At 37.5% G+C, this 22297-nt stretch carries 20 protein-coding genes and 1 tRNA gene; 20 read left to right on the top strand and 1 reads right to left on the bottom strand.

Features of this window, described 5'->3' with window-relative positions; genetic code table 11:
* The first annotated feature begins 77 nt into the window (after positions 1–77).
* The 20 genes from ESV24_RS11865 (at position 78) to ESV24_RS11770 (ending at position 21857) form a co-directional block, all read left to right on the top strand.
* Entirely contained in the window at positions 78–1247 is a 1170-nt protein-coding gene (locus tag ESV24_RS11865) for a glycosyltransferase family 4 protein (RefSeq protein WP_111816583.1), read from the top strand.
* Positions 1237–2124, top strand: a complete 888-nt coding sequence (locus ESV24_RS11860) for a glycosyltransferase family 2 protein (RefSeq protein ID WP_111816584.1) — start codon at positions 1237–1239, stop codon at positions 2122–2124. Before ESV24_RS11865 ends, ESV24_RS11860 begins: the two co-directional genes overlap by 11 nt.
* 25 nt (positions 2125–2149) lie before the next feature.
* Positions 2150–2803: an acyltransferase gene (locus tag ESV24_RS15370; protein WP_170227892.1), complete on the top strand. Its 654-nt coding sequence runs from the start codon at positions 2150–2152 to the stop codon at positions 2801–2803.
* Positions 2803–4704, top strand: coding sequence for an asparagine synthase (glutamine-hydrolyzing) (gene asnB, locus ESV24_RS11850; RefSeq protein ID WP_111816586.1), 1902 nt, complete (start codon positions 2803–2805; stop codon positions 4702–4704). Before ESV24_RS15370 ends, asnB begins: the two co-directional genes overlap by 1 nt.
* Positions 4701–5321 carry an imidazole glycerol phosphate synthase subunit HisH gene (hisH, locus tag ESV24_RS11845; protein ID WP_111816587.1) on the top strand — a complete coding sequence of 207 codons (621 nt, stop codon included), beginning with the start codon at positions 4701–4703 and terminating at the stop codon, positions 5319–5321. Before asnB ends, hisH begins: the two co-directional genes overlap by 4 nt.
* Positions 5321–6091 (top strand): AglZ/HisF2 family acetamidino modification protein, encoded by a 771-nt coding sequence (locus ESV24_RS11840; RefSeq protein WP_111816588.1) that lies wholly within the window; start codon positions 5321–5323, stop codon positions 6089–6091. The genes hisH and ESV24_RS11840 overlap by 1 nt, the downstream gene beginning before the upstream one ends.
* Positions 6088–7254, top strand: a complete 1167-nt coding sequence (locus ESV24_RS11835) for an N-acetyl sugar amidotransferase (RefSeq protein ID WP_111816590.1) — start codon at positions 6088–6090, stop codon at positions 7252–7254. The genes ESV24_RS11840 and ESV24_RS11835 overlap by 4 nt, the downstream gene beginning before the upstream one ends.
* Entirely contained in the window at positions 7254–8399 is a 1146-nt protein-coding gene (locus ESV24_RS11830; RefSeq protein WP_111816592.1) for a glycosyltransferase family protein, read from the top strand. The genes ESV24_RS11835 and ESV24_RS11830 overlap by 1 nt, the downstream gene beginning before the upstream one ends.
* A gap of 7 nt (positions 8400–8406) precedes the next feature.
* The gene (locus ESV24_RS11825) at positions 8407–9309 is read left to right on the top strand and encodes a glucosamine inositolphosphorylceramide transferase family protein (protein WP_146743175.1); all 903 of its coding nucleotides are present in this window, start codon (positions 8407–8409) and stop codon (positions 9307–9309) included.
* A gap of 21 nt (positions 9310–9330) precedes the next feature.
* Positions 9331–10437 (top strand): glycosyltransferase family 4 protein, encoded by a 1107-nt coding sequence (locus ESV24_RS11820; RefSeq protein WP_111816595.1) that lies wholly within the window; start codon positions 9331–9333, stop codon positions 10435–10437.
* Positions 10434–11528, top strand: a complete 1095-nt coding sequence (locus ESV24_RS11815; RefSeq protein ID WP_111816597.1) for a glycosyltransferase — start codon at positions 10434–10436, stop codon at positions 11526–11528. Before ESV24_RS11820 ends, ESV24_RS11815 begins: the two co-directional genes overlap by 4 nt.
* A 20-nt stretch (positions 11529–11548) precedes the next feature.
* Positions 11549–12562, top strand: coding sequence for a CgeB family protein (locus ESV24_RS11810; RefSeq protein ID WP_111816598.1), 1014 nt, complete (start codon positions 11549–11551; stop codon positions 12560–12562).
* Positions 12559–13662 (top strand): glycosyltransferase family protein, encoded by a 1104-nt coding sequence (locus ESV24_RS11805; protein WP_111816600.1) that lies wholly within the window; start codon positions 12559–12561, stop codon positions 13660–13662. Before ESV24_RS11810 ends, ESV24_RS11805 begins: the two co-directional genes overlap by 4 nt.
* Position 13663: 1 nt before the next feature.
* On the top strand, positions 13664–14932 hold the full coding sequence (locus ESV24_RS11800; RefSeq protein ID WP_111816601.1) for a hypothetical protein: 1269 nt from the start codon (positions 13664–13666) through the stop codon (positions 14930–14932).
* A complete protein-coding gene (locus ESV24_RS11795; protein WP_111816603.1) occupies positions 14925–15917 on the top strand; it encodes a glycosyltransferase in 993 nt (330 codons plus the stop codon). Before ESV24_RS11800 ends, ESV24_RS11795 begins: the two co-directional genes overlap by 8 nt.
* Before the next feature lie 3 nt (positions 15918–15920).
* Positions 15921–17057, top strand: coding sequence for a glycosyltransferase (locus ESV24_RS11790; protein WP_111816604.1), 1137 nt, complete (start codon positions 15921–15923; stop codon positions 17055–17057).
* A gap of 215 nt (positions 17058–17272) precedes the next feature.
* Complete coding sequence (locus ESV24_RS11785; protein WP_111816606.1) at positions 17273–17821, top strand: WcaF family extracellular polysaccharide biosynthesis acetyltransferase; 549 nt, start codon at positions 17273–17275, stop codon at positions 17819–17821.
* On the top strand, positions 17818–18585 hold the full coding sequence (locus ESV24_RS11780; RefSeq protein WP_111816607.1) for a glycosyltransferase family 2 protein: 768 nt from the start codon (positions 17818–17820) through the stop codon (positions 18583–18585). Before ESV24_RS11785 ends, ESV24_RS11780 begins: the two co-directional genes overlap by 4 nt.
* A 135-nt stretch (positions 18586–18720) precedes the next feature.
* Positions 18721–19488 (top strand): polysaccharide biosynthesis/export family protein, encoded by a 768-nt coding sequence (locus ESV24_RS11775; RefSeq protein WP_111816609.1) that lies wholly within the window; start codon positions 18721–18723, stop codon positions 19486–19488.
* Complete coding sequence (locus tag ESV24_RS11770) at positions 19488–21857, top strand: GumC family protein (RefSeq protein WP_111816610.1); 2370 nt, start codon at positions 19488–19490, stop codon at positions 21855–21857. Before ESV24_RS11775 ends, ESV24_RS11770 begins: the two co-directional genes overlap by 1 nt.
* Before the next feature lie 248 nt (positions 21858–22105).
* On the opposite strand, the gene ESV24_RS11765 is transcribed toward ESV24_RS11770, so the two are convergent.
* Positions 22106–22190, bottom strand: a tRNA-Ser gene (locus tag ESV24_RS11765).
* Positions 22191–22297 lie beyond the last annotated feature (107 nt).

Genomic DNA, 22297 nt, shown 5'->3' with positions numbered 1-22297 from the left:
GATGGGTATAGTAATGTTTTTATAATTTTCAATTCTGGAGAAACATTCAGCATACTTTAATTTTTGCCAAAACCCATATGAAAAACTTAGTCTATATATTGCCGGATAAGGATGGAGGGGTAGCATCCGTGGTTAGAAATTTGTTGAGGTTTAGAACCAATAGATGTAAAGCCAAAGTAGTGTTGATCCATAATACAATGGACGATCCCTTGTTGAGGGTTCAAGATGAGTTTAACGCGGATGAAATTATTAGAATAAACTATAATGGAAAATGGTCGAGTAAACAGGGTGTAATGAATAAGATAAAAAGGCATCTTGATAACAATTCTATTTTAATATCCAACGATGGCGGGATTGAACTGGAAGTTGTCAATAATCTTAATTTTACAATCCCTGTGGTATATATTATGCACGGAGACTATGATCATTACTTTAACTGTATCAATGAACAGGGCCATTTGATTGATACTATAATTACGGTGAGCGATTATCTGATGGAAAAGATTGAATCCAATTTCGAAAACAAAGACACATTTTCAAAAATTGATGTGGTAAGTGTGAAATTTCCAGTTCCCTTAACCATAGATAATGATAAAGAAAAAGTTAGAGCCAAAATAATTCGGGTGGCTTTTGTGGGTGCTTTAATTGAAGATAAAGGAGTATTGCTTTTTAAGAATATTCTGACCCAATTGACAGAACTTAAAATTAATTTTATATTCAACATTATTGGAGCTGGGCCCTTGGAGGAAAAATTAATGAAGGAACTACAATCCTTTTCCAATGTAAATTTTAAGGGCAAATTGACGAATCAAGAAGTTATTTCACTGCATAGTGAACACGATATTTTAATTTTACCTTCGTATGGCGAAGGCTTACCGGTTTCAATTGTTGAGGCCATGAAATGTGGCGTTATCCCAATAGCGACCAACTTAAAAAGCGGCATCCCAGAACTTATAGAGGATGGGGTTACAGGTTATACCGTACCCTTGGACGAAATTGAAAAATATGGAAAATTCATTAAATATCTGGACAATAATAGAGACGAAATGGCAGTAATAAGCCATAAATGCATCAGCAAAGCGGAATCAATGTTCAAACCATATATACAGACAAAAGCTTATGAAGATGTATTTATTAACACAAAACCACATGCTTTCATGAAAACCAAAAATTACAATCTTATGAATTTTTTGCCTTTTACACTTGCAAATAGAATTAACAACTTAAAAAATATATATGGAAAATAATGCACCCTTGGTTTCAGTATTGATGACAGTATATAATAGGGAAAAATATGTGGCCCAAGCTATTGAAAGTGTTATAAAATCAACCTTTAAAAATTGGGAATTGATCATCGTGGATGATGGTTCCAATGATGCTTCCGTAAAAATTGCACGCCAATATGAAGCACAGGACAACAGGATTAAAGTATATATCAATGAAAATAATTTAGGCGATTACCCCAATAGAAACAAAGCCGCAAGTTATGCAAAGGGAAAATACCTAAAGTACGTGGATTCGGATGATTTGATGTATCCCAACGGACTGGAGGAAATGGTGTACTATATGGAGCAATTCCCTGAAGCGGGTTACGGACTGTGTTTGGATATACAGGATGAGGATCAAATATATCCATTTCAACTATCACCTCCGGAGGCTTATAAATATCATTACTTTGATTTAAAATCCATATTCCACAAAGCGCCTATGTCCAGTATAATAAATAGAAAATCATTTGAAGCCATTCATGGTTTTAGCGGAAAACAACACGTTGGCGATGTGGAGATATGGCATAAACTTTCGCAGAGATTTCCGGTTGTGTTAATGCCAGGGGCTTTAATCTGGTCCAGGGAACACGATGATCAACAGATGAATGACAACATGACGAATCCTTTTATACCATTCAAATACATATTGATTACGGAAGCTTTAATTTTATCAAAAAATTGCCCCCTAAATGAAGACGAAAAGAAAATAATTTTAAATAAATTACAAAACGAGAAAGCTGTGTCCATTATTTCCGCGATAAAGCATCATTCTTTAAAGAAAGGTTTGGAGCTACAAAAGGAAAGTGGCCTTTCTTGGAATAATGTTTTATATAGAAAACTTATGTTGCCTGCCTAATCCAATATAAATAAAAATCTAAAATATGATTTTTCTGATCAAAATTTATAACAAGTTTTTTTATTACCTAGAAAGAATAATCAATTTTCTATTGAGGCCAATACCCTACTTTGATTTTATTAAAGGCACTGAAAACTCCGAAATACAGATCAAGTTTTCCCATTGGTTAAGACAGGTTTTATTTAATTCCAGTCATAGATTTATTTATTGGCCCGTTCATCCTTCCAGTGAAATTGCATATTTTAAAAATATTAAAATTGGTGTGGATACCTGTCCCGGCTATATGCGGGGCTGTTACATACAGGGCAAAAATGGTATTGAAATTGGCGACTATACGCAAATATCAGCCAACGTGGGAATACAAAGTGCCAAACATAACCTATACAATTTACGGGATTATACTCTGTGCAAGCCCATTAAAATTGGGGAATACTGCTTGGTGGCAATGAATGTTATGATTCTTCCCGAAGTAGAACTGGGAGATTTTACAATCGTGGGCGCAGGGGCGGTGGTAACCAGATCCTTTCCAGAAGGACATTGTGTAATTGCAGGGAATCCCGCAAAAAAACTGAGGGATTTGGATCCTTCGGAATGTATTAGATATAAGGATGAGAATGAGTATATTGGTTTCATCAAAAAAGAAAAATTTGAACAGTACAAAAGAAAATATTTAAAATAATGTGTGGAATCTCGGCCATAATAAATAAAGACAACACCATTGTCGAACCTAATTTGCTTGATTCCATGAACAATAGAATCATCCATCGCGGGCCCGACGATTCCGGTATTTTTGTGGACGGTAATATTGGCTTGGGACACCGGAGACTGTCTATTTTGGATTTGAGCAGTGCTGGCCATCAACCTATGGCTTACCAAGATTACGTGATTGTTTATAATGGTGAAATCTATAATTACATAGAATTAAAGGTCGAATTAAAGCAACATGGATACTCCTTCACTTCCGAAACAGATACCGAGGTAATCCTTGCGGCATACGATCATTGGGGGCAGGATTGCCTAAACCATTTCAACGGAATGTGGTCTTTTGTACTGTACGATAAAAAAAAGCAAGTTGTTTTTTGCAGCAGGGACCGTTTTGGAATAAAGCCTTTCTGCTATACCCTTATCAACAATTCATTATACATAGGTTCCGAAGTGAAACAATTTTTGGACCTTCCCGGTTTTGATGCGCAAATAAACAAAGAAATAGTTTATAAATACTTGGTGAATAACGACTTGAATACTGACGAAAACACCTTCCTTCAAAATGTTTTCAATCTAAAGGCAGGCCACCAAATGGTTTACGATATTAAAACGTCTATCCTTACCAAAACACAATGGTACTATTTAAACAGGGTTAAACCAGTAGCTAAAAAAGATATCACTTTTACCGATGCATCTTCCAAATTTGTTGATCTGCTAAACCAAAGCGTTACGCTTCGTTTACGGTCGGACGTAAAATTGGGCTCCTGCCTTTCTGGGGGATTGGATAGTTCCTCAATTGTTTGCATAGCCGGGTCGCTAATGGGCAAAGTCCATACCGTTACCTCCTGTTATACCCAAGAAGGCTATGATGAACAGCAGTTCGCTGATCTTGTCAATAAAAAGATCAATTCCGATCCCCACAAAGTATATCCAGATTTGAATGATTTAATTGAAGGGGGCATTTTGGAAAAAATAAACTACCATCAGGATCAACCCATTTTTTCCGCCAGTCATTTTTCGGAATATAAAGTTTTTGAAACAGCGGCAGAGAATAAGCTAATCGTAATGTTGGACGGCCAAGGTGCTGACGAATATTTGGCGGGCTACGGTGAGTTTTTTATGTTTTTTTGGAAAAATTTATTCTTGAATGGAAAATTTTCAACGCTCTATAAAGAAATACAAAAACGAAGCAAGTCGCAGCATCTTTCAACATTATCTTATGTACACCGGTTTGCGAATTTTATGTTTTTGGGAAATCTTAAAGAAAAGGTTCTCAACAAAAAGTCCAAATCCAAAACCTATTTTAACGATGATTTCATAAATAAGTATGCACACATTAAATCCACCAACCCGGGAAACACCGAGGAGATTAAAAATATAATGGATCTTTCCAAACACGAGCTTCTTACTTATAGTTTACCCTATCAGCTACATTCCGAAGATCGGAATTCTATGATGCATTCAGTGGAGTCGCGATTGCCGTTTTTAGATTATCGTTTGGTGGAATTCTGTTTGTCCCTGCCGGATGATTATAAAATCCGGAACGGCATAACCAAGGCAATTTTAAGAAAAGGGATGGAAGACGACCTTCCCGAAGAAATTATCCATAGATACGATAAAATGGGCTTTGTGGCCCCGGACATTATTTGGATAAAGGAAAACCCAGAAATTATTAAAAAAGAACTTAAAGATGCGGTGCTTAATTTGAAAGGCATCATAAACGAAAATATAATCGATGAATATGAAAATTTCATAAAAGGGAATGTGCCCTATGCCGATGTTTTTTTCAAGGCAATAAGCCTGAACCATTGGATGCGCGCATTTAATGTGTCACTGAACGTAAACCCGTCAATAAAATACGCAAAGGTATCATGATAGTAATCATAGATTACGAAGTGGGCAATCTCACTTCCATAAAAAAAATGCTCAAAAAGGTGGGATGCGCAGATGCATTGATCTCGGGTAAACATGAAGATATTGAAAATGCTTCAAAATTGATTTTGCCGGGCGTGGGCCATTTTGATTATGGCATGGATAAGTTGCATTCCTCGGGACTGGTGGACCTTCTCAATAAGAAAGTATTACAGGAAAAAATTCCAATTTTGGGAATTTGCCTCGGCGCACAATTGCTAACCCGGGGTAGCGAAGAAGGTTCGCAAAAAGGCTTGGGATGGATTGCCGCCGATACCGTAAAATTTGACGCTTCAAAATTTGACCAGAATTTAAAGGTGCCTCACATGGGCTGGTCTGAGGTCAGTTTTAAAAAGCACGCCCCGCTTTTTTCGGATATGCCCGAGGAATCACGTTTTTATTTTGTGCATACCTATCACATTGACTGCGACAATCCAGAAGATATTGCCGTTACCGCAAAATATGGTTACGGTTTTACCGCCGGGTTTATAAAGGAAAACATTATCGGGATGCAGTTTCACCCTGAAAAAAGTCACAAATACGGAATGCAACTGTTAAGCAATTTCATAAAAAATTATTGATGAGGCGTATTCGTATCATACCTGTATTGTTAATCCAGAATGGTGGCTTGGTAAAATCCATCAAATTCAAGGACCATAAATATATTGGCGACCCCATAAACGCGGTGAAAATCTTCAATGAAAAGGAAGTGGACGAAATTGTTATTTTGGACATTTCCGCTTCAAAGGAAAACCGAGGGCCTAATATTGAAAAATTAACTGATATTGCGGGAGAAGCTTTTATGCCACTCTCTTATGGCGGCGGCATTACCACCATTGAACAGGTAAAAAAACTGCTCTATCAAGGAGCGGAAAAAGTTATTTTAAATACCAGCACATTTGACAATCCTAAATTATTAACCCAAATAGCAGAACAATTTGGCAGTCAAAGTGCCGTGGTTTCTATAGATGTAAAAAAGGATTGGCTTGGCAATTATAAAGTCTATCGGAACAACGGGAAAAAAAATACAAATTTATCGCCTGTGGATTTTGCTAAAAAGGTTGAGGAGGCCGGTGCGGGTGAAATAATTTTAACATCAATTGACCGTGATGGCACCTATAAAGGATTTGATATTGAACTGATAAAACTCGTGGCAGATTCGGTTTCAATACCAGTGGTGGCTTGTGGCGGGGCTTCAAAAGTAGCAGATATTACCGAAGCAATTGTAAAGGGCGGGGCATCTGCTGTAGCGGCGGGAAGCCTGTTTGTATATGCTTCGGAACAAAAGGGGATAATGATCAATTACCCAAAACAAAATCAATTGATCGAGGAAGTTTTTTCAAAATTATGATTATAAAAACAAGTAAATACCATCCAGACCTGTTCTCCGAAAGGGCGTACCAAATGTGTACAAAAACAGTAATGGATACCACTGACGAAAATATAAGTTTTGATGAAAATGGCATCTCCAATCATTATTTTGAATATCAGGCGGCCGCCGAGAAAAATTTATTAAAAGAGCCTGCACGTTCAAAAGCTTTAGAAAAGATAGTTGCCGAAATAAAGGAAAACGGCAAGGGCAAAAAATACGACTGCCTTATTGGCCTCAGTGGCGGCGTGGACAGTACTTACGTTGCCTATATTGTTAAGGAACTTGGTCTTAGGCCTTTAGCGGTACATTTTGACAATGGTTGGAATTCTGAACTTGCCGTCCACAACGTGAACAGTATTATTGAAAAACTGGGCTTCGATCTGCATACCATTGTTGTGAATTGGGAAGAATTTCGCGACCTGCAACTTTCCTATTTAAAGGCTTCGGTTATTGATATAGAAGTGGTTTCAGACCACGCCATACAGGCCACGATGTTCAAATTGGCATCGCAGTTCAACATCAATTACATCATCAGCGGAACCAATATTGTTACGGAATTCATTTTGCCGCAGGCGTGGATCTATCCAAAGTTGGACTATACAAACCTAAAATCCATTCACGATAAATTCGGCACCATTAAGTTGAAAACCTACCCTCGTGTACCTTTTTATAAATACATTAAATACACCGGTTTCCAACAATTGACTCCCATATCCCTTTTGGATTATGTGGATTACAATAAAAAAGACGCTATTGCCACTATTACGGATAAGCTTGATTGGCGGGATTACGGCGGGAAACATTGCGAATCCCTTTGGACCAAATTCTACCAAAACTACATTCTTCCCTCAAAATTTGGCGTGGACAAACGTAAGGCACATTTAAGCACCCTTATCTGTTCCGGACAAATAAGCAGGGAAGAAGCAATGAAAACGCTGGAATCCCCGATTTACGATGCTCAGGAACTTAGCGACGATACCGAATATGTTTTGAAAAAATTGGGTCTTTCCCCACAAGAGTTTGAAAACATTATGAAAAAACATCCCGTCCCCCACGAATTTTACGGGACACATGAGGGAAACAAAAGAAAATATAAAATGCTTTTGGAAAAAACCAGCGGTCTGCGCAAACTCTTTAAATAATGGCCCAAAAGCATAAAAATATACTTATAATCTCTCCGGAAGATTGGGGCATTTCCAAACTTTCAAAGCACCACTATGCCTTGGCGTTCGCAGAGGCGGGGTTTAGCGTATATTTTATGACTGTCAATTTTTCTTCATCTCCGAAAAAGGACGAAGCTTGCCCAGACCATAAAAACATAAGGCTTATTTCATTCCCAATCTCAAAAAATCTAAATTGGTTTAGGTTTCATTTTAGGTCTTTGTATAATGCGGTGCTAAAAAGTAAAGTAAAAAAATGGTTGAAGGAGTATCCCGATTTTGAATACGTTCTTTCCTTCGACTGCAATGGCGCTTTTACTGATCTCTCCAATTTTAAAGGTAAAAAAACCATCTTTTTTCCGGCAGATCAAGTAAATGAAGAGTACAGGAATGAATATAGAGGTTTTGACCAATTGGTATCCATATCGCCAGTAATCTTGGAAGCATTTTCGAATGCCAAAAACAAAACCGTGCTTCACCACGGTTTAAGTCCAGATTTTATTGAAGGCAACAAGCTTGAACATTTTGACCCGGAAAATAAATTAGAAAAAGTGGCATATGTTGGCAATCTGCTGATAGGACCAATTTTGGACAAAGCCAACCTTACCGCCATAGTACAGAATAATCCTGAAATAGAGTTCCATTTTTACGGTGCTTTTCAAAAAGGGGTAAATAATTTGGGCGGTACAGTTTCCGAGGACACAACAGCGTTTGTAGATTTTCTGAAGAACAGTGAAAATTGTGTCCTCCACGGAATGGTTTCCTCAAAAACACTTTCCGAAGAATTGCGTAATCAAGACGCATTTTTAATATGTTACGACTATAATTGCGATAAAAACAAATGTTCCAATTCCCATAAAATCCTGGAATATTTGGCTACCGGTAAACCAATAATTTCTACCCGAATAAGTATGTATGACGACCTGAAATTATTCCCGATGCTTCCCACATTTGATAATTCAGAATTTCCGACTTTTTTTAGCCTACAGAAGGAAAATTGGAGCGAAATAAACTCAAAGGAAGCTTTTAATGAAAGAAGAAATTTTGCCTTTGCGAACAGCTATACGATAAAGGCGGAAAAATTAGTAACCCTTTTTAAAGGAACAAATAGTAAATTACTCCTCTAAAATGTTAGTGAAATATATAAAATTATTTAAAAAAGGATTGCTCTGGAGTATGGGAGTTTACATAATGGATGAAAAATTCAATTTTGATGTAAACCTGAAGAATGCTAGCAAGGTTTTCAACATAAAAAAATTAAGGACAACGAAGGAAAAAGTACACACCAACGCAGATCCATTTCTTTTTGTCAAGAACGATTGGCTTTATTTGTTTTATGAATCGCAATCCATCAAAAAAGCTGGGTTTATAAAAGCCTACAAAACGCAGGATCTTGACAATTTTATTGATCTGGGGATTGTTCTAAAAGAGGATTTCCATCTTGCGTACCCCTTTGTTTTTGAAATAGACGGTTCACCTTATATGATACCCGATTCGTCAAGCGCACAGGATATACGTTTATACAAATTTGAGGATTTCCCATTCGGCCTTAAAAAATCTAAAACTTTGCTTAATGGTCGGTATTGGGACTCTTCCGTAATATATCTTGAAGGAATGTGGTATCTTTTTACTTCCTCAGAAAAAGGTATGGATATATTTTTCACACCCGATATTCTAACCCAACCTCTGAGACCGCATCCTCAAAACCCAGTATGTACTGACGCGAAATATGAAAGATGTGGGGGAGGTGTAGTTTCAATCGACGGTCAGCTTTATAGATTGGCACAAGATTGTTCAGAGGAATATGGAAAAAGCCTGCATATTCTTAAAATTAACGCGCTCGATGAAAAAGATTACAGTGAAGAATTATATCGTGAAAATTATTTGGAAGGGAGTGAAAAATGGAACTATAATGGTGGCCACCATTTGAGTTTTGCAAATTTTAAGGAAAAAAACATCATTGCCACGGATGGAAAACAAAACGACTATTTTATAAACAAGATGTTCGCCCTATATTTTATGGCCAAAAATGATTAAATTGAAAATGCCCAGGAACCAATGAAAAAAATCAATTTTATTAGCAATCAGGATTTAAACGTTACCAGTGGCGGGTGGAGCGGTATCAATTTTAATATACATAGGGAATTGGAGAAACATTTGAAAGTAAACTACGTTGGCCCCATCAATCCTCCTGTAAACCTATTGGAAAAATCACATTCCAAACTGTACCGTACTTTAGGACTTCGGGGAAAATTCAACTTCTTCTCGGAAAGCCGATTGCAAAAAATTGATACTGAAGTAAAGAAAAAACTTGAAAAGGCAGATTATAATTTATTTTTCGGGCAGACGGCTTGGCTTAAATGCAATTATAATGTGCCCTATGGCGTATATCTGGATGCAGATTTTATAACCTATTTGAAAATTTTCTCAAAAATTGAAACCTTCAACAAAAAGGATATTGACAGGATTGCGAAACAGGAAGAAAAATGGCTCCAAAACGCCACCCATATTTTTGTGGGCAGCCAATGGGCCTGGGATGAAATGGTAAAGGTTTACAGTTTAAACGAATCGCAAAAGCACGTGGTATATACTGGCGGAAACGTGGAGATGCCCGTCAAGGACAAGTATGACGGCGGCTATAATTTCGTTTTTATTAGCCTTAACTTTGAAAAAAAAGGTGGCCATATTTGCGTTGGGGCTTTTAAAAGGATAAGGAAACGTTATCCCTCGGCCACCCTTAAGATTATGGGCGAGAAACCACCTAACGAAGTTTTGGAAGAACCTGGAATAAAATATGTTGGCCTGTTGAAAAAAACGGATGCCGAGGATTTAAAAAAATTTAAGGATATTTTGTCAAAAGCGTTCCTGTTGGTACACCCCACAAAAATGGATACTATGGGCGCCGTGCTGATAGAAGCCGGATATTTTGGTTGCCCTAGCATTGCGCCACGTAGTTTTGGCATTCCAGAATTGGTAAAACATGATGAAACCGGAATTATTATTGAAAACCCATTCACGGCCGAGGATTTTGCAACGGAAATTGAGAAACTTTTGAAAGACAAAAAAAAATATTTACAGATGCGGGCTAATGCTTGGGTGTATACCCGAAACGAAATGACATGGGAAGCAATTGGCCATAAAATAAACAAACAAATAATGGGATGAAAATTTTAATTGTGGACGGAAATGCCTCCTCCACCTTCGGGGGAGCCGAAAAATCCATGTCGGTTTTTTCCGAATATCTGGAAAAAAGTGGTCATGAGGTTTTTTTGGTCTGCGAAAAATTTACCGATTATGCCGTTCAATATGAAAGGGTTGAGGTGATCAATTTACAACCGCCAAATGTGCAGGGCGTTTTTTCATACCTAAAATCCGTTGAGAAACTTGTCCGTTTCATAAAAAAGAACAAAGTCGATTTATTGATTACCCACACCATCCATGCGTTTCCAATGATTCGAATTGTAAAGTACATAACAGGTATCCGGACTATGGTTTACTTTAAATGGGTGTATAACAAAAATTCTATTGGCAGTTTAAATAAATGGGGTTTGAGGGGCATCAAAAACTATGTTGCCAACAATGAAATGGTGGGGAGTTATTGGGCGAGACACTTACCACCGACAACAAAAATGGACTATGTGGCGGACGGTATTCTCCTAAACCTTTCAGATTCGTGCTTGGTATATGATAAAGAAAACAAAAACCAAATTCTGTATTTCGGAAGAATTATTGAAGGCAAAGGCCTGCATTTGTTAATAAAAGCACTATCCATGCTTCCGGAAAAATATGCTTTAAAAGTTTTGGGAGCTTTCAATCCAAAATCTGCAAATACTATGGAAGCTACCTATCACAGTTCAATAGTAAGGTTGGTTGAAGAATTGCAATTAAAGGAAAGAGTTTTTTTTGAAGGACACGTAAAAAATGTGAATGAGTTTATTAAAAATGCCTCCCTTGTGGTAGTGCCATCCATTGTGGATGATGCCCAACCGTTTTCAATTTTGGAATCCTTTGCTCTAAAATGTCCTGCTATTGGCACCAACAGGGGTGGGATTCCCACTATCTTTGAAAATGATACGTTTTGGTATTGTGAACCAAACGCAAATGCTATTTTTAAAAAGATTGAAGAAGTTTTAAATACCGATAGCGATGTTTTAAAAAACAAAACTGAAACTGTGTTCAACTCAATTTTAAGAAGGTACAATTCGGAAAACACCCAAAAGTTGCTTTTGGATTTTTGTGAAACGGCTGTAAAGTAATTAAGGAATTTAGAGAAAATATGAAAGTTTTATACGTAGGTCAATATTCGCCCGGCACAACCAGTAAAATGCGAGGCGACAAAATTTTCGGAATTTTGAATGCAGAGATTTTTGACGTTATAGATATTCACATACCATTTTACAACACCAACAGGCTTTGGCGCTCTTTGGGTTTTAGGTATAATAAAGGCCCTTTGATTGGAAATGTAAACCGGTATGTGCTCTCCAAATTCAAAAAAATAAATTATGACTTAATTTGGGTTGATAAAGGTATTTTCCTAAATGAAAAAGTGATACAAATGTTTCGAGATTACACTACAAAAATGGTTCATTTTACTCCAGATCCAGCTTTTACTTATAACAAATCTGCCTTATTCAACCAAACCCTAAGTTATTATGATTTTTTAGTTACCACAAAATCATACGAGTTGGATTTCTACTATAAACACGTGGATCCCTCAAAAATTATTTATACCACACAAGGCTTTGATAAGGAAATCCATAAAAAATCAGAAAGCGATTTCAAATCCAAGAAAGGATTGGTTTTCATTGGCCGCCACGAAAAGGAAAGAGAAATAGTGATTCGCAAACTATTGGAAGACGAAATTCCCGTTACGCTTGCTGGAACAAAATGGGAAACTTTTGCCAATTCCCATAAAACTAATCCCTACTTAAATTATTTGGGAAAAGGGGTTTATGGCGACGATTATGTTAAGCAATTTCAAAATGCGCACATAGGCTGGGGTGCCATAAGCAAATGGTTCCCGGAGTTGCACACCACCCGCACTTTTGAAATCCCTGCTTGTGGCACCGCACTTTTGACAGAGCGCAATAAAGAAACTACTTCCTTTTTTGACGATAGTGAAGCTATATTTTATGACAATGAAACTGACCTTTTGGAAAAAATAAACTTCTATTTGAACAATGAAAAGAAGTTGGAATTGATTGCTTCAAGGGGATACGAAAAAGTACACCAAGCGGGATATGATTATGAATCAATCCTAAGGAAGGTATTAAAAACGGTAATGGCATGAAAAAAATAGCAGTCGTGCATTATCTGTCCGTGGAATTTTACCCACCCGCAATGAACTTTTTGAACATAAGTTCGGAAGAGAAAGATTTGAAGATAAAAGTTTGGACCACCCATAACAACAAAAAGCGGAAAATATATAGGAACGTTGCAATCGATAACATTTCAAGGACTGCCGCGCCAAATTTGGCTGAAAATGCAACCATCCGTGTTTTTAAATACGCACTTTTCAACATTAAATGTCTGCTTGGGTTGTTATTCTTTAAACCGGACAAAATCCTTTATTTTGAAAGTTACTCCGTCTGGCCCGTTTACTGGTATTTAAAATTATTCAATAAAAAAGCTGAATTGTTGATACATTATCATGAATATTTTAGCTTAGAATGGTATGAAACCGGGATGCGTTTGGTGAAAAAATATTACCAATGGGAGCGGGATTTTTTATATAAAAAAGCCATCTGGATTTCCGAGACCAATGAAGACAGGATCCGTTTGTTTTTGGCAGATAATCCTGAAGTTGATAGTGGCAAAATGCGGATACTTCCCAATTATCCGCCATTGAGCTGGGGAAAGGAGCTTCAGAATTCCAAAGCCACAATACCTTTAAAAACCGTTTATATTGGTACCTTGACCGTGGATCATTCCTATATAAAGGAATATTGTACTTGGGTACTTGCGCAACAGGGAGAGGTTTTGTTTGATATTTACGGCTATAATTATAATGCCGAAACCTTAGACTATCTGAAGGCCTTGGACAGTCCCCACATAAACTTTATTGAAGGCGGGGTAGATTATAACAACATTCCCTTAACTTTGAAAAAATACAATGTTGGTCTTATTTTGTATACCGCTAACGATGATAACTATAAATACAACGCTTCTAACAAGCTATTTGAATATCTAGCCTGTGGGCTGCAAGTATGGTATTCAAAAAAGATGTTGGGCGTAAAACCTTATAGGTCCGGAATGGTAATTCCCGTGGATTTCGAGAAAATGGATAGCTTTGATCGGCAAAATTTTTCAATGGTCGAATCTATTGATGGACTCTCAACCAATAACGCTGAAGATGCATTGAAACCTTTGTTGAACCAACTGGAAAAGTGATATGGAATTTTGGTCTGTAATAGGAATATTGGCTGTTGTATACGTGGGGTTCCGCTTTTTAACCGCACTGGGGCACCGCGTTCCCATATTGGAACTATTACTTTTAATAGCCGGAATGCAGTGGATTATTGGACCCATTATAGAGTATCAAAATACTTTTACCCATTTTAAATACCATATGTACATTCCCGAGGATATTTATGTGGGCTATGTAGTGCCCGCATACCTTGTGCTCGCGTTGGCCATGTTTTATGGAATTTATAAGGAGCCGAAATTAAATATCGACGAAGGATTGTTTCAGCGCTATTCCTCTGCTGGGGTTTACATTCTTCTTTTAGGCATCGCATTTGGGCTGCTCAAAAGAATAATGCCGGACAGTCTCAGTTTTGTTTTTTACCTATTGGAAAACTTTAAATATGTAGGCGCGCTCATTTTACTATTTTCAGATAAAAGATGGCACCGTTATTTGTTTTACGCCGCAATTCTCTTTCTCTTCATAGAATCCATAAGGTCTGCCCTATTCCACGATTTTATTCTTTGGTCAACATTCTTTTTTATGTTTTGGGCCTATAAGGTAAAGCCGGCCATAAGGACTACCCTTATAATTATGGTTTCGGGTTTTTTACTGGCTACGGGCATTCAATTGGTGAAGGCAGATTTCAGGACATTAGTCTGGAATGGGTATTCCGGCAATAAGCTGGAGCTGTTTTTTGATATTCTCACAAGAAAGATATCCGGTGGGTTTACAGAGGACAAAGAGGAACAAGGAGAAATGAACGTGCGTTTGAACCAAGGGTGGATAATAAGCGCCATTATGAAGTATACCCCAGAAAAGGAACCTTATGCCTACGGTGAAACGGTTGTTGATGCAGTATATGCCAGTATATTGCCCCGGTTTCTGATTCCGGGCAAGGAAGAAGCCGGCGGGGTGGAAAACTTTGAAAAATTTACAGGCCTCTATTTAAGCAGCGGAACGTCTATGGGTATGAGCGTTGTGGGCGAGGCCTACGCCAATTACGGTGTGTTCGGTGGTATTGTTTTTATGGCAATTTTCGGTGTGGTGTTAATTTTATTTTGGAGGCTAATACTAAAATGGGTAGTAAGGGAACCACTTATTTTATTTTTTATACCGCTATTCTGGCTACAGGTGGTAAAGGCCGAAACGGAACTGGTAGTAGTGCTAAACCACATGGTAAAATCACTATTGCTCGTATTTCTATTTTTTTGGGTGTGCAAGAATATTCTAAACTGGCATTTTAGCGATGAATAAAACAGTAAACTACATCTCACGCCAACGCCTGCCACAGTACAACAGTATTGAGGAGCTTTTTGAAAGCCTTCAAGACGAAATTGTAAATACCTGCCACATAAAAAAAACCGAAATGCCGGCCACAGGCGGGGATCCAAGTACCATCTTAAAAAATATTAGAAGTTTCAGCCCGAACAAAACCGATATCAACCACATTACCGGCGATGTAAATTATCTGGCCCTAGTCACGGGCAAAAACACCGTGCTGACCGTTCACGATATAAAGTCGGCCATTCACGGCAACATCATTAGACGTTTTTACATTCTTTTGCTTTGGTATTGGCTTCCGGCAATGTTTGTAAAACGGATTACGGTAATTTCGGAATTCACAAAAAAGGAACTTTCCAAAGTAATTCCTTTTGCGAAAAATAAAATCAGCGTAGTCCATAATCCTGTAAATCCAATGTTTACTTTTAAGCCGAAGGTATTTAATTCGGAAAAACCCATTATTTTGCTCATTGGCACAAAACCGAACAAAAACCTAGAATGTTCGTTGAAAGCGATCCAAAACATCCATTGTGAAGTTTTGATTATAGGTAATTTGTCTGAAGCACAACAAAAGCTACTAAAAGAATTGAAAATTGAATATACCAATAAAACATATATCCCTTTTAGTGAAATAGTTGAATGCTACGAAAAATGTGATTTGTTATGTTTCCCCTCAACCTATGAAGGTTTTGGGATGCCCATTATCGAAGCGCAAAAAGTGGGGAGACCTGTACTTACCTCAGATTTTGGCGCAATGGCTGAAGCTGCCGGTGAAGGTGCCTATCTTGTAAATCCTTATGATGAAAATGAAATTGAAAAAGGCCTGAAAGATATTATTGAAAATGAAAACCTTAGGGAAATGTTGGTTAAGAAGGGAAGAGAAAATGTGAAACGGTTCAGCCTAAAGGAAATTGCGGGCCAATATTTAAACATCTATAAAGAAATGGCCACCCCATAAAAAATGGAAAACCCAAAAAAGAACATATTGATATTTTTGGATTGGTTCCTGCCCGGTACAAAATCTGGCGGACCAGTGCGCTCCTATGCCAATATGCTGGACCATTTGGGGGATTACTGTAATTTTTACATAGTTACGCGAAACACGGATTATTGCAGTACTGAAGTCTATAAAAACGTAGCTTCAAATCAATGGAACACTTTTAGCAAAAATACTTCGGTTTATTATTTTTCAAAAGACCAGCTCAATAGAAAAAACATCAAAAAACTGGTTGACGAAACCGAATTCGATATAGCGTATATCAACGGCATCTACAGTTGGTATTTTTCGATCCTGCCACTTTGGTTGTTGAAAAAGCATATGAAAATTATTGTTTCTGCAAGAGGAATGCTCAATCCACAGGCCTTTTCGGTAAAAGGATTCAAAAAGAAAACATATTTGAGTATTGCCAACGCAATTGGACTATACAAAAATGTGGTTTTTCACGCCACCAATCTGCAGGAATCGAAACATATAAAGGCTATTTTGGGAAATAACACAAAAACCAAAGTAGCCCCAAACTTTCCCAGGTTGCTAGTTGGCGAATTTACTCAGAGAAACAAAAACAAAGTAACAACATTTGCTAACGTAGCGAGAGTTTCCATTGAAAAAGGAACTTTGAAAATGATAAACGCTTTCAAAAAAGTATCGGAAAACGTTATTTTGGACATATACGGTCCCATTTATGACGAAGCGTATTGGAAACTTTGCCAAAATGAAATCGATTCGCTTCCCAGCAATGTGACGGTAAACTATAAAGGAAGTGTGGAAAGTGAAGTAATTCCGTCTATTTTGGAACAGTACGATTTTTTCATAATGCTTTCGGAAGGCGAAAATTTTGGGCATTCCATTTTGGAGGCGCTTTCTGCTGGCTGTCCGGTCATCATTTCAGACAAAACCCCGTGGCAAGGCCTAGAGGAAAAAGGAGTGGGCTGGGATTTAAATATAAACAACACCGAAAAAGTGTCGCAAATATTGAACAGTGCAAGTTCAATGACTGATGAAGTATATAAAAGAATGTCAAAACAAGCTTTTGAATATGCCTCCGATTTCTACAAAGACCCCCAAACAATGAAACTGAACAGGGAACTTTTTCAATAAAAAACGTCCTTCAAACTTAACCCCTTGAAAAAATTTAAATAAAAAAAGTGGGTTGGTATATTCCATTGGAAAATACAGATGAATTTCATAACGTTTTGATAAAGGCAATCTATATGGCCCAAAAAAATATGATATTTGGCAGCAATCCGCGTTTGGGTATGCCAAGAAATTCATCAATGACTCCGCGATTTTTGCAGAATAAAAAATTATAGTGAATGAAGACTGACCTATCCACGTACGACAATTCTTGGTATAATCCCGGATCCAAATTTAAAGGCGCATTGTGGTACTTAACAAACATTCTTTTTTTTAGAAGCCCTCTTATCCCGTTTTCATTCTTAAAGAGAAATTTATTGAGGGCATTTGGTGCAAAGATTGGCAAAGGAGTCGTTATAAAACCTCGGGTAAACATTAAATATCCTTGGTTTTTAACTATTGATGATTATACGTGGATAGGGGAAGAAGTATGGATAGACAATCTTGCGAAGGTTACAATAGGCAAAAACGTATGTCTTTCGCAAGGTGCGATGATTATATGCGGAAGCCATAATTATAATAAATCAACCTTCGATTTGATAATAGGCCCAGTAACAATTGAAGACGGTGTGTGGATTGGCGCACAGGCTATTGTCCCGATGAATGTAGTTTGTAAAGACCATTCCATTTTATCCTTAAAATCTGTAGCTACTAAAACTTTGGAGCCATATTCCATTTATCAGGGCAATCCAGCTAAATTGATAAAACTAAGAAAGATAGTTGAATGAAAGTTTCAATAATTACTGCCACCTATAACAGCGCGCAAACCATCAATAATTGCATGGATTCCGTCTTGGGGCAAACGTATAAAAATATTGAGTATGTTGTTATTGATGGAAACTCCAAGGATAGAACGGTTGAGATTATAAAAGCACGGGCCGCCGAACATCTCAATATTAAGTGGGTAAGCGAAGCAGACAAAGGTATTTACGACGCCTTGAACAAAGGAATAGAAATGGCAACTGGCGAAATTATCGGCTTTGTACATTCAGATGATTATCTGGCCGGGCCAGAGATCATTTCAGAGATTGTAAAAATATTTGAGGAAGGAGATACAGATGGCGTCTATGGCGATCTGGAATATGTGAACAAGGAAGATACCATGCGGGTTATCCGCTCTTGGAAGAGCAGGAATTTCCACCCAAAACTTTTGAAAAAAGGTTGGATGCCCGCGCATCCCACTTTGTTTTTGAAAAAAGAGGTTTACCAGAAACATGGCAGTTTTGACTTAAAATTCAAAATAGCTGCGGACTACGATTTTATGTTGCGGGTTTTGAGGGATCCCTCTCTTAAATTTTCCTATGTCCCGAAGGTTATAACCAAAATGCGGGTTGGGGGTGCCAGCAACAGGAGTTTAAAGAACATGTACCAAAAATCCAGGGAGGATTTTACAGTAATAAAATCTAATGGTATACCATTTCCCATACGGGTTCTTTTGTTTAAGAATTTTTCAAAAATCCCCCAATTTTTTAAACTATTAGAGAAATTTTAAGATTATTATAATTTAGAAATAATATATTCATACTCAATATGAAAGAGCGATCGACATACGATTGAAAATAGTTTTATTTACACATATTCAGTAAATTATTAACCCGAAATTTAAAGCGCTTAAAGCCGTTTCGCTATGATAAAAAGAAATATTCTAATTTTAGTTTCATTGGTATTGGTATTCAGTTCGTGCGCCAGTAAAAAAGAGATTTTGTATTTTCAGGATGCGGATTATTACATCCCCCAAGAAATCTATTATGAACCTGTAAAAATCCAACCCAATGACATTTTGAACATCACCGTGAGTGCCTTGGTTCAGGAAACCGCTGCGCCTTACAATATAACGGTGGCAGGCTCTGCCGGTAATAGCAATATTGATCTTCTAAAATTGCAGGGCTATTTGGTAGGGGAGGATGGTTCTATAACTTTTCCTGTGCTTGGCACACTTGACGTTGCGGAAAGAACAACAAAGGAACTTGAGCAAGGAATAAAGGAACTATTGGAAAAAGGAGGCCATCTAAAAGAGCCTACCATAAGCGTACGTATATTAAATGCGAAAGTTACCGTATTGGGCGAAGTGGCCAGACCAGGCACTTATTCCTTTACAGAGCAGAATATTACCCTTCCCCAGGCACTTGGCTTTGCAGGAGATCTTACAATAAATGGAGAACGGAAAGATGTACTATTGATAAGGGAAGAAAATGGCATACGCAAAATACAGCATTTGGACCTTACCAGCACAGACTGGTTCAATACCCCTTATTTCTATATAAAACCCAATGATTTTATAGTAATAAATCCCAATGAGGCCAAAGTTAAAAGTGCTGGACTAGTGGGCAATGTTGGCGTTCTTTTGACCATATTGTCATTAGTTTTAACTGTAACAGTTTTACTTACACGATAATGGCAAAAAACAAAAAAGATATCTTGATTCAAAAAAAAGACCAGCAGCGGTTAAACCTAAAAGTAAAGATTTTAAAATATCTTAGGTATTGGCCCTGGTTTGTGATTGCTGCGGTCATAGCTTTGGTAGGTGGCTATATTTACCTTCGTTATACTCCGGTTAACTATAATACTATCGCCAAAATAAAAATTATTGACGATTCCCCCGAACTAAATATAGCCTCGGAAGCGTCGATCTCTTTATTGGGAAATCAATCTGCCATCAATCTTGAAAACCAAATAGAGGTATTAAAATCCTACAGATTGCTCAGTGAAGTGGTCGAAGCCCTGAATCTTGATGTTACCGTAAACGAAGTAGGGAACGTAAAAACGTATGAAACCTGGGGCAATCCGTTTGTTGTCATTAAAAAGCCAATGGCAGATAGTTTGGATATTACGGGTTCCTATTATCTTGAGATCCAGTCTTCAAAACTTAAAATTACGGATGGATCTAATAAAACAACCACCATAGACCTATATGAAAAGGATACGGTTTCCACTCTGCCATTTACTATAAATTTCACGGGAATGGAAAAACTAAGCGATTATAAAGACCGTAGCTTCGAGATTGTCCTTAAATCTAAAAAACAGGCTATAATCCAACTGACTAACGCCATTGACATTCAGCCCACAAATCGTGTTGGCGACATACTTACTTTGTCCCTTGTAGGCGAAAATACTGCACGGTCTGAAGCAATTCTTAATACTTTAATTGAAAAATTTAACAAAGATGGTATTTTGGATAGACGGTTGGTGTCTGAACGAACCGTGAATTTTATTGACAACAGGTTTGTTTATTTAACTCAGGAGTTGGATTCCATTGAGGGATCGAAAAAGACTTTTAAACAAAACAACAACCTAGCCTATATAGAGGCTGATGCCGGGGTGACACTCGAAAAGAAATCTGTGGCAGAAGATGAGGTCTTTAAACTACAGACTCAAATTGCGTTATCCCGATTGTTAAAGCAAACCATTACCGAAGAAAAAGATTTCTCTTTATTACCTGCTGACATTGGTTTGGACAATTCCGGTATAAACAATTTGGTAACTGATTACAACAAAATAGTTCAGGAACGTGAAAAACTTTTGGCAAGTGCCGGTAAAAACAATCCAACACTACAAGCGCTTTCAGGGCAATTAGAACAGGGAAAGCAGAACGTTATTCAAACGGTAAATATGTATCAAAACCAATTGAAAGTTTCTTTGGGCCAGCTGGGTATGGAAAGATCAATTGCAGGAGCCAAGTATTCCAGCCTGCCGGAAAAGGAACAAATATTGCGTTCCATTGAGCGCCAACAGGGCATTAAAGAAAATCTTTTTCTTCTTCTTTTGCAGAAAAGGGAAGAGGCCGCCATAAACCTTGCTGTAACCGCGCCATCAATAAAGGTTGTGGATTATGCCCTTTCCAGCAACACCCCAGTTTCCCCCAATAGAAATAAAACGTTGGGCATGTTCCTGCTTGTAGGATTGTTGTTGCCGTTCGTGGTTCTTTACACAAAATTTTCTTTGGACACAAAAGTCCATAATCGCCTTGATGTAGAAAAACTGAATTCTGTGATCCCCATACTCACCGAGATACCAAGAATAGAAGATACCAAAACCCTAATTGAAGCCAATGACCATTCTGTACTGGCAGAGTCCTTTAGGATTTTGAGTACCAATGTTAACTATCTATTGCAAAAAAAAGAGGATGGTTTTGGTCACGTAATATATGTTACCTCGACAGTTAAAGGGGAAGGAAAAACGTTAATGTCCGTTAATTTGTCTTTGGCCTTTGCCAGCTTGAAAAAACGAGTATTGCTTATTGGGGCCGATTTGAGAAACCCTACTCTACACCATTATTTCAAAAAGGAGAAAAACGTGGTTGGGCTTTCGAATTATTTACATAATCCAGATTTGGATTTACAAAGTTGCATTCAAAATGGGCTCGGTAATAATGACTATTTAGATGTTTGCCTCGGTGGCCCAATTCCTCCAAATGCTCCTGAACTTTTTTCGAACCATAATTTTGAGGAATTCCTTAAAAAAGCAAAGAAACAGTATGATTATGTTATAGTGGATACTGCCCCTACCATGCTGGTAGCGGACACAATGTTGATATCAAAATATGCAGATCTCACTTTATTTGTAGTACGTGCTGATTTTACTGAAAAACATTTATTGGAATTTTCAAAGGATCTGAATGCCACCAAAAAACTTAGAAAGATGGCCTACGTTATTAATGATGTGTCACAACAGAATGTTACCGGCTACAATTATGGCTATGGCTATGGCTATGGACAAAACATAAAGGCAAAATCCAAACCTTGGTTTCGGACTTTATTTGGTTAATGGATTTTTATTGACATTTGATTTTTGAATTATTCTAAAAAATTTTTGGATTAAAAATTAAAAAGGATTGGTTTCTACAGAAGCAATTTATCATTTAAAAAATATGAGCTTAAATCCACATTCTAAGGATAATGAGCGAATTATAGAATTTGTATTGAAATATAAAGATTTGGGATGCATGTAAAATAGCCCGAACTGTCAACTGCAAAAACAAAGCCCCGTAATCGTTTCGATTACGGGGCTTTTTGCGGAGAAAGAGGGATTCGAACCCCCGGAGGTGTGACCCTCAACAGTTTTCAAGACTGCCGCATTCGACCACTCTGCCATTTCTCCAGTGGTATGCGTTACCTAAGCATTTTGCTTAAGAGTGTGCAAATATAAAAAGCTTTTTGAAATATCCTATTGCTTTTTTGATGTTTTTATTCATCAAAAATAGTCCT

Source organism: Aequorivita lipolytica, assembly GCF_007997135.1.
Lineage (GTDB): Bacteria > Bacteroidota > Bacteroidia > Flavobacteriales > Flavobacteriaceae > Aequorivita > Aequorivita lipolytica.
Note: the sequence above shows the minus strand (reverse complement) of the source record. Positions and strands in the feature narration are given on the sequence as shown.